Genomic DNA, 7042 nt, shown 5'->3' on the forward strand with positions numbered 1-7042 from the left:
GTCGCACGCGTACGCGTGCGCCCCTTCCGCGCGTCTGTGCGCATACTGAGGCCTTAAGGAAGGTGTCGTTCAGGGAGCGTTGCTGAGTGTCGGAGGCGGAGGACCGCAAACCGCAGTCGGACGAGGCGAGGAGTGGCTTCGACCCCGAGATCACGTCCGAGTTCGCGATCCCGGCGGGGCTGGCCGTCCCCAGAACCGGCGGTGAGCCGGAGACAACGTCGGAGTTCGCCGTCCCGAGCGGGCTGGACGTGGGCTCGCCCGCCGCCGCGGAGGGCGAGGGGTCGGCGTTCAGCGTGCCGAGCACGTACAGCGCCCGGCAGGCTCCGGTGGCCTTCACACCGGCCGAAGGCGTGCCGGTGGTGAGTCTGATCAAGGACCTGCCCTGGCAGGACCGGATGCGCACCATGCTGCGGATGCCGGTGGCCGACCGGCCCGCGCCGGAGCCGGGGCCGAAGGCGGAGGAGGGCGGCCCGGCCGTCCCTCGCGTGCTCGACCTGACGTTGCGTATCGGCGAGCTGCTGCTCGCGGGCGGGGAGGGCGCCGAGGACGTGGAGGCCGCGATGTTCGCGGTCTGCCGCTCCTACGGGCTCGACCGCTGCGAACCGAACGTCACCTTCACGCTGCTGTCGATCTCGTACCAGCCGTCCCTGGTGGAGGACCCGGTGACGGCGTCCCGGACGGTCCGTCGCCGGGGCACCGACTACACGCGCCTGGCGGCCGTCTTCCGGCTCGTGGACGACCTGAGCGACCCGGAGAGCCATCTCTCCCTGGAAGAGGCCTACCGGCGGCTCGCGGAGATGCGCCGCAACCGGCATCCGTACCCGACCTGGGTGCTGACCTCGGCGAGCGGGCTCCTCGCGGGCGCGGCCTCGGTGCTGGTCGGCGGCGACCTCGTCGTGTTCGTGGCGGCGGCGCTCGGCGCGATGCTCGGTGACCGGCTGGCGTGGCTCTGCGCGGGGCGCGGGCTGCCGGAGTTCTACCAGTTCCTGGTCGCCGCGATGCCGCCGGCCGCGATAGGCATCGCGCTGACGCTCGCGAACGTCGAGGTGAAGGCGTCCGCGGTGATCACCGGTGGACTGTTCGCGCTGCTGCCCGGACGGGCGCTGGTGGCGGGCGTCCAGGACGGCCTGACCGGTTTCTACATCACCGCGGCCGCGCGTCTGCTGGAGGTCATGTACTTCTTCGTGGGCATCGTGGCGGGCGTGCTGGTGATGCTCTACGTCGGTGTGCAGCTCGGCGCGCATCTCAATCCCGACGCCGCCCTGGGCATCACCAAGCGACCGCTGTGGCAGATCGGCGCGTCGATGCTGCTGTCGTTGACCTTCGCGGTGCTGCTTCAGCAGGAACGATCAACCGTGCTGGCCGTCACCCTGAACGGCGGTGTGGCGTGGTCGGTGTACGGCGCGATGCACTACGCCGGGGAGATCTCGCCGGTCGCCTCCACGGCCGTCGCGGCGGGCGTGGTGGGCCTGTTCGGGCAGTTGCTCTCGCGCTACCGGTTCGCTTCCGCCCTGCCGTACACGACCGCCGCGATCGGGCCCCTGCTGCCGGGATCGGCGACCTACTTCGGACTGCTGGCCATCGCGCAGAACGAGGTGGACGCGGGGCTGGTGTCGATCACCAAGGCCGCGGCGCTGGCGATGGCCATCGCGATCGGCGTGAACCTGGGGTCCGAGATCTCGCGGCTGTTCCTGCGGATCGGCTCCGCCGAGAAGCGGCGGGCCGCCAAGCGGACGCGGGGCTTCTGAGCCTCTAGTAGCCCTGGTTGTCGTAGGGGTACTGGCCGTTCTGCTGCGCGCCGTACGGCTGCTGCTGGGGCTGCTGCTGGGGCTGCTGCTGGGGCTGCTGCTGCCAGTCCTGTGGGTACTGCTGCTGTTGCGGGTACGGCTGCTGCCGGGGGTACTGCTGCTGACCGTAGTAGTCGGGCTGCTCGGCCTGGTCCTGGCCGTGGTCCTGACCCTGACCCTGGTTCTGACCGTGACCGTGACCTTGCCTCTGGCCGTGGCCCTGCCCCTGGTTGCCGTACTGGTACTGCTGGTCGTGCTGGTCGATCCGGCGGAGCTGGGTCGTCGCGTCGTCCATGACCGGGGGCTGCTGCTGGTGGGGCCGGTGCTGCTGCCCGGGAGCCTGCGACGAGCTCTGCTGCGGGTTCTTCTTGGCCTTCGAGCGGGCCCGCAGGAACTCGATGATGATCGGGACCACGGAGATGAGGACGATCAGGATGAGGATCGCTTCGATGTTCTTCTTGACGAAGTCGATGTTGCCCAGCCAGGAGCCGAGCAGGGTGACGCCCGCGCCCCACAGGACGCCGCCGATGACGTTGAAGACCAGGAACGAGCGGTACCGCATGCCGCTGACGCCGGCGATGATCGGCGTGAAGGTACGCACGATGGGCACGAAGCGGGCCAGGACCAGGGACTTCGGGCCGTACTTCTCGAAGAACTCGTGCGCCTTGGTGACGTTCTCCTGCTTGAAGAGCCGGGAGTCCGGTCGGTTGAAGAGCGACGGCCCGACCTTCTTGCCGAACATGTAACCCGCCTGGTCGCCCAGGATCGCGGCGACGCAGATCAGCGCGACCGCGCCCCACAGCGGGAAGTCCAGCTGGTTCGACGTGATCAGCAGGCCGGCGGTGAACAGCAGGGAGTCGCCGGGCAGGAAGAACCCGATCAGCAGGCCGGACTCCGCGAAGACGATGAGCAACAGGCCCCAGAGACCGAAGTTGTCGAGCAGGTAATTGGGGTCCAGCCAGCTCGGTCCGAGGGCGATCGTCGTCACGGTTCCGGGCTCCTGAGGGGTGGGGGAAGGGTACGGCGTCCATGGTGCAGCCGCACAAAGCTATCAACGCAATGTGTACGCCCCAGGTTCCACGGATGTCTCCGGGATGCACTGTGGGCCCGCTGCGACGAAGCTGTGAGCCATGGGCATCGAAGACTACGGCGGCGGGCAGGGCCCCGAGCCGGACGTACTGGTCGTCACCACGAACGACGTGTCCGGGTTCCGGGTGGAGAAGGTCATCGGCGAGGTCTTCGGGCTGACCGTGCGCTCCCGGCACCTGGGCAGCCAGATCGGCGCGGGCCTCAAGTCGATGATCGGCGGCGAGCTCAAGGGCTTGACGAAGACCCTCGTCGAGACCCGCAACCAGGCCATGGAACGCCTCGTCGAGCAGGCACGCGCGCGCGGAGCCAACGGCGTGCTGATGTTCCGCTTCGACGTGACGGAGGCGGCGGAGGTGGGCACCGAGGTGTGCGCGTACGGAACCGCGGTGGTGCTGGTCCGGGAGTAGCCCCGGGCCAGGACCCCCAGGGACGCCCCTACGCCGTCTGCCGGGCCGCGTTCGCCGTGATCGCCTCCTTGAGGTGCTCGGCGAGGCCCGGGCGCATCGCGTCGTAGAACGCCTTGAAGCGCTCGTCGGAGACGTACATCTCCCCCAGACAGCGGTGCGTCTCGTACGAGCAGTCGTAGAACCACCTGCCGATGTGCTGCCGGTGTTCCTCGGCCATGTCCATGGCCGGCTCGCCGGCCGGCGGCTCACCGGCGGCCATCAGGCCCGTGTAGCGCTCGCTCCAGTCGTCGACCTCGGCCTGGAGACGCTTCCAGTCGTCCTTCGTGTAGCGGGCGGCGCGGCGCTGCGACTCCGCGTACGCCTCGGTGCCGCCCCAGCGCTGCTCCGCCTCTTCGGCGTACCGCTCCGGGTCCTTGTCGCCGAAGACCTCGAACCGTTCCTCGGGCGTGAGGTTGATGCCCATCTCGCGTGCCTCCATCGCGTGTTCCACGGCCGCGGCCATCTTCTGCAGCTGCTCGATCCGGGCGGTCAGCAGTTCGTGCTGCCGGCGCAGGTGCGCGCGCGGGTCGGCCGCCGGATCGTCGAGCAGGGCCGCGACGTCCTCGAGCGGGAAGCCGAGCTCGCGGTAGAACAGGATCCGCTGCAGCCGGTCGAGGTCGGCGTCGTCGTAGCGCCGGTGGCCCGCGTGGCTGCGCCCGCCGGGGACGAGCAGGCCGATGTCGTCGTAGTGGTGCAGCGTGCGCACCGTGACACCGGCGAATCCGGCGACCTGTCCTACGGAGTAGCTCACTTCGTCCGCTCCCTTCTCGTACGCGCTCCACGGTGCGGCCTCACGCCGCGTGAGGTGCAAGGGGATTCCGCCTCGTCCGCCACCGCCCGGATGTCATGTCCGGTTTGCCCGCTTATCGTGAGCCCGTGGCCCAGGAAACCGCACAGCAGCCGCCCCGCGTTCCGGCGACCCCGGCGCGCACCCTGCTGCCGTCGATCCTGCCCGCCCTCGCCATCGGCGTGCTGGCGAGCCTGCTGCTCCTGCTGGTGGAGGGGGCGGCCGGGCAACTCCAGGACGTGCTGTGGCAGACCCTCCCGGACGCGCTGGGCGTGGGCCGGTACTCCGTGCTCTGGATGATGGTCATGCTCACCATGACGGGCGTGCTGGTGGGGCTGGTGGTGTGGAAGGTGCCGGGGCACGCCGGTCCCGACCCGGCCACGATGGGGCTGGACGCGCGCGTGCTGCCGCCGGCGGTCCTCCCCGGGCTGCTGGTGGCGACCGCGCTGATGCTGGCCGGCGGGCCCAGCCTGGGCCCGGAGAACCCGATCATCGCCGTGAACGTGGCGGTCGTCTTCTGGCTGGGCCACCGATTGCGCCCGCAGGTGCCGGGCGAGGGATGGGTGGTGCTCGCGGAGGCGGCGACCATCGGCGCGCTGTTCGGTACGCCCGTGGCGGCGGCGCTGCTGATCTCCGAGGCGCTGGCGGGACGGCAGACCAAGGGGCCGCTGTGGGACAGCGTCTTCACACCGCTGGTCGCCGCCGCGGCCGGGGCGATGACGACCACCCTGGTGGCCCATCCGAGCTTCGACATGCATCTGCCCCCGTTCGGACAGCCCGGTTGGGGCGACCTGCTGGCGGCGATGGTGGTCGCGTCGACGGGCGCGGTGCTCGGCATGTGCGGCGTGTACGCCTTCCCGTACCTCCACAGCGCGTTCGCGCGGCTGCGGCACCCGATGCTGATCCTCCCGGCCGGCGGAGTCGTGCTGGGGCTGCTGGCGGCCCTGGGCGGCCATCTGACGCTCTTCAAGGGGCTGGACGAGGTCGCGGAGCTCGCCGCCGACCCCGACGGCTGGACGGCCGGGCAGTTCGCCACGATGACGCTGGTGAAGATGGCCGCGCTGGTCGTCGCCGCGACCTCCGGATTCCGGGGCGGGCGGATCTTCCCTGCCGTGTTCGTGGGCTCCGCCCTCGGCCTCACGGCCCATGCGCTCGTGCCGGGCGTCCATCCGGCGGTGGGGGTGGCCACCGGGGTGCTGGGCGTCCTCCTGGCCATCACCCGGCAGGGCTGGGTGAGCCTTTTCGTCGCCGCCGTCCTGGTCGCCTCGCCGTCGATCATCGCCCTGCTCTGCATCGCCTCGCTGCCGGCCTGGCTGCTGGTGACGGGGCGGCCGCAGATGCAGTTGCGCGCGGACGGAACTTCGGTCCGCTGACACCCGTTCGATCCAACAGGAGGCACTCCCATGGCGTTGCACAAAGGTCCCCAGAAGTCCGACGAGCGTCCCCTGTCCGTGAACCCCTTCTTCGGCGAGGCCGATCCGGTCAGCGGCATGGTCGAGGCACCGCCCAAACACCGGCTGCCGGACGGCCCGACGCCACCGTCGGCGGCGTACCAGCTGGTGCACGACGAGCTGATGCTGGACGGCAATTCACGGCTCAACCTGGCCACCTTCGTCACCACCTGGATGGAGCCGCAGGCCGGCGTCCTGATGGCGGAGTGCCGGGACAAGAACATGATCGACAAGGACGAGTACCCGCGCACCGCCGAACTGGAGCGGCGCTGCGTGGCGATGCTCGCCGACCTGTGGAACGCGCCCGACCCGTCGGCGGCCGTGGGCTGTTCGACGACCGGGTCGAGCGAGGCGTGCATGCTCGCCGGGATGGCGATGAAGCGGCGGTGGGCGCAGCGCAACGCCGACCGCTACCCGGGTGCCCGGCCCAACCTGGTGATGGGGGTCAACGTCCAGGTCTGCTGGGACAAGTTCTGCAACTTCTGGGAGGTGGAGCCCCGCCTGGTTCCCATGGAGGGCGAGCGCTTCCACCTCGACCCGCAGGCCGCCGCCGAGCTGTGCGACGAGAACACGATCGGCGTCGTCGGCATCCTCGGCTCCACCTTCGACGGCTCCTACGAACCGATCGCGGATCTCTGCGGGGCCCTCGACGCCCTTCAGGAGCGCACCGGACTCGACATCCCGGTGCATGTGGACGGCGCGTCCGGCGCGATGATCGCCCCCTTCCTCGACGAGGACCTGGTGTGGGACTTCCGCCTCCCGCGGGTGACCTCGATCAACACCTCCGGGCACAAGTACGGGCTGGTGTACCCGGGTGTCGGCTGGGCTCTGTGGCGTGACAAGGAGGCCCTGCCGGAGGAGCTGGTCTTCCGGGTCAACTACCTGGGCGGCGACATGCCGACCTTCGCCCTCAACTTCTCCCGGCCGGGCGCCCAGGTCGTCGCGCAGTACTACACGCTGCTGCGGCTGGGCCGCACGGGCTTTCGGGCGGTGCAGCAGACCACGCGGGACGTGGCCCGGGGCATCGCCGACCGGGTGGAGGCGCTCGGCGACTTCAGGCTTCTCACCCGGGGCGACGAGCTGCCGGTGTTCGCCTTCACGACGGCCCCGGGCGTGGACTCGTACGACGTCTTCGACGTGTCACGGCGGCTGCGCGAGAGCGGCTGGCTGGTGCCCGCGTACACGTTCCCGCCGAACCGGGAGGACCTGTCCGTCCTGCGGGTCGTGTGCAGAAACGGCTTCTCGGAGGACCTCGCCGACATGTTCGTGGAGGACCTGTCCCGGCTGCTTCCGGAACTCCGCCGGCAGTCGGCGCCGCGGACCCGGGACAAGACCGCGGCGACCGGCTTCCACCACTAGGTTCTGTCCGGCGGATCATGTGACTTTTTGACTGGTCGCTCGTTGGTTGGGTCATGGGTCGGGGGGATCTGACGAATCGCGAGTGGTTACTGCTGGAGCCGCATCTGCCGCCTCCAGGTGGCC

6 protein-coding genes are annotated in these 7042 nt (G+C 70.2%); 4 read left to right on the forward strand and 2 right to left on the reverse strand.

Going from position 1 to position 7042, the window contains the following annotated elements:
- The first annotated feature begins 86 nt into the window (after positions 1-86).
- On the forward strand, positions 87-1748 hold the full coding sequence (locus QQM72_RS39830) for a threonine/serine exporter family protein (RefSeq protein WP_314225694.1): 1662 nt from the start codon (positions 87-89) through the stop codon (positions 1746-1748).
- 4 nt (positions 1749-1752) lie between these two features.
- On the opposite strand, the gene QQM72_RS39835 is transcribed toward QQM72_RS39830, so the two are convergent.
- Positions 1753-2775: a DedA family protein gene (locus QQM72_RS39835; protein ID WP_314225695.1), complete on the reverse strand. Its 1023-nt coding sequence runs from the start codon at positions 2773-2775 to the stop codon at positions 1753-1755.
- A gap of 142 nt (positions 2776-2917) precedes the next feature.
- Here QQM72_RS39835 and QQM72_RS39840 point away from each other — a divergent pair, with 142 nt between their 5' ends.
- Positions 2918-3283, forward strand: a complete 366-nt coding sequence (locus QQM72_RS39840) for a YbjQ family protein (protein WP_314225696.1) — start codon at positions 2918-2920, stop codon at positions 3281-3283.
- A 28-nt stretch (positions 3284-3311) separates the two neighbouring features.
- On the opposite strand, the gene QQM72_RS39845 is transcribed toward QQM72_RS39840, so the two are convergent.
- Positions 3312-4073, reverse strand: coding sequence for a MerR family transcriptional regulator (locus QQM72_RS39845; RefSeq protein ID WP_314225697.1), 762 nt, complete (start codon positions 4071-4073; stop codon positions 3312-3314).
- Between the two features lie 125 nt (positions 4074-4198).
- Between QQM72_RS39845 and QQM72_RS39850 the strand changes: the two genes are divergently transcribed.
- Both QQM72_RS39850 and QQM72_RS39855 read left to right on the forward strand, forming a co-directional pair.
- A complete protein-coding gene (locus tag QQM72_RS39850; protein ID WP_314225698.1) occupies positions 4199-5482 on the forward strand; it encodes an ion channel protein in 1284 nt (427 codons plus the stop codon).
- Between the two features lie 30 nt (positions 5483-5512).
- Entirely contained in the window at positions 5513-6919 is a 1407-nt protein-coding gene (locus QQM72_RS39855; protein ID WP_314225699.1) for a glutamate decarboxylase, read from the forward strand.
- Positions 6920-7042: the final 123 nt, after the last annotated feature.

It is taken from the genome of Streptomyces zaehneri (genome assembly GCF_032248645.1).
In the GTDB taxonomy this organism is placed as follows: Bacteria; Actinomycetota; Actinomycetes; order Streptomycetales; family Streptomycetaceae; genus Streptomyces; species Streptomyces coriariae.